The 1505-nt window shown below is 72.2% G+C and carries 1 protein-coding gene; it reads left to right on the top strand.

Annotated features, from left to right (window positions below; genetic code table 11):
• Window positions 1-80: 80 nt before the first annotated feature.
• The coding region (locus tag HW554_RS20125) for an IS4 family transposase (protein ID WP_176910318.1) at window positions 81-1505 on the top strand (1425 nt) is incomplete at its 3' end.

Raw genomic sequence — 1505 nt, 5'->3', positions numbered from 1 at the left:
CTTGTCCTTACCCAAAACTCAAGCAGAGCGTCGGCCAGTAGGCCGGCGCTTTTTTTGTGGCTGGTGGCTAGCTTGCGACCATGAGCATTTCGACCGGTTTTGGCGAGGCGCAGGTGTGGGCGCAGACGCATTTTGGGGCCGTGCGGCTGGGCGATGTACGCCGCAGCCGGCGGGTGGTGAGGCTGGCGGCGGGCTGGGCCCGGCAGCCGGGGGCGAGCATCCCGCGCCTGAGCCAGGGCCAGGCCTACGCCAGTAAAGCCGCCTACCACGTGCTGGCTCAGCCGCAGACCACGCCCGAGGCCGTGCAGGCGCCGCACCGGGCGTTGGTCAGCCTGCAGCTGCAGGCGCCGGGCACGTTTCTGCTCATCGAGGATACGACCGAGCTGAGCTGGCCGGAGGCAGCCGAGCGCCGGGCAGGCCTGGGGCCGGTTGGACAGGGCAAGGCCTACAGCCAGGGCGTGCTGCTGCACTCGCTGGTGGCCGCCGCCTGGCCCGCCGAGGACCCCGATCCGGCCGCCAAACGGCCCGCGCTGCCGCTGCTGGGCCTGCTCGACCAGCAGTTTCACGTGCGCCAGCCCATACCCGAGGCCGAGCGGGCGCACCCGGGCGGGGGCTCGCGCCTGCGGCAGGGCCGCGTGCGCGAGTCAGGGCTATGGACCCAGAGCCTGCGCGCCGTCGGTCGTCCGCCCGCCGGCACGCGCTGGGTGGTGGTGGCCGACCGCGGGGCCGACATCTACGAGCATTTGCAACAGTGCCGGGCCCAGGGTCTGGGCTTCGTGGTGCGCGCGGCCCAGGACCGGGCGCTGGTGGCCGGGCCGGACAAGAGGCCCGCCGGTCGCCTGTTTGCCGTGGCCCGCGCTCAGCCCGGTGCCGGTAGTGTGCCGCTGTCGCTGCGGGGACGGCCGCGCCAGCCGGCGCGGGACGTGGTCTTGCAGGTGAGTTTCAGTCCGCTCGTCGCGTTACGGGCCCCGCAACGGCCGGGCGGGGCCACGGGCAAGGGCGCGCCGGTGCCGGCCAGCGTGGTGCGGGTGTGGGAAGAAACGGACGCTGAAGCTGGCCCCGGCCTGGAGTGGCTGCTGCTCAGCGACCAGCCGGTGAGCACCCTGGCCCAGGCCCTGAGCTGCGTGCGCCAGTACACGAGCCGCTGGCTGATCGAGGACTTTCACAAAGCCCTGAAAACGGGCCTGGGTGCCGAAAAACTGCAACTGCAGACGGCCGCTCGCCTGTTCGCGGCCGTGGCCCTGCTCAGCGTGGTAGCCCTGGCGCTGGTGGATCTGCGGGAGAAAAGCCGCCTGGAACCGGACTTGCCCGCTGAGGCAGCCGGGCTGACGACGACCGAGTTACGGGTGTTGCGTCATCAGCACCGACGGCCCCTGACCAGCGTGCACGCCGTCTGGCTGGCCCTGGCCGCGCTCGGCGGCCACCTGGGTCGCAACGGCGACGGGCCACCCGGCTGGCAAACCCTCTGGCTCGGCCGCATGAGCTTGCGCCTGCTCGTCGAAGGC

The sequence above is a fragment of the Hymenobacter lapidiphilus genome (assembly GCF_013377885.1).
In the GTDB taxonomy this organism is placed as follows: Bacteria; Bacteroidota; Bacteroidia; order Cytophagales; family Hymenobacteraceae; genus Hymenobacter; species Hymenobacter lapidiphilus.
Note: the sequence above shows the minus strand (reverse complement) of the source record. Positions and strands in the feature narration are given on the sequence as shown.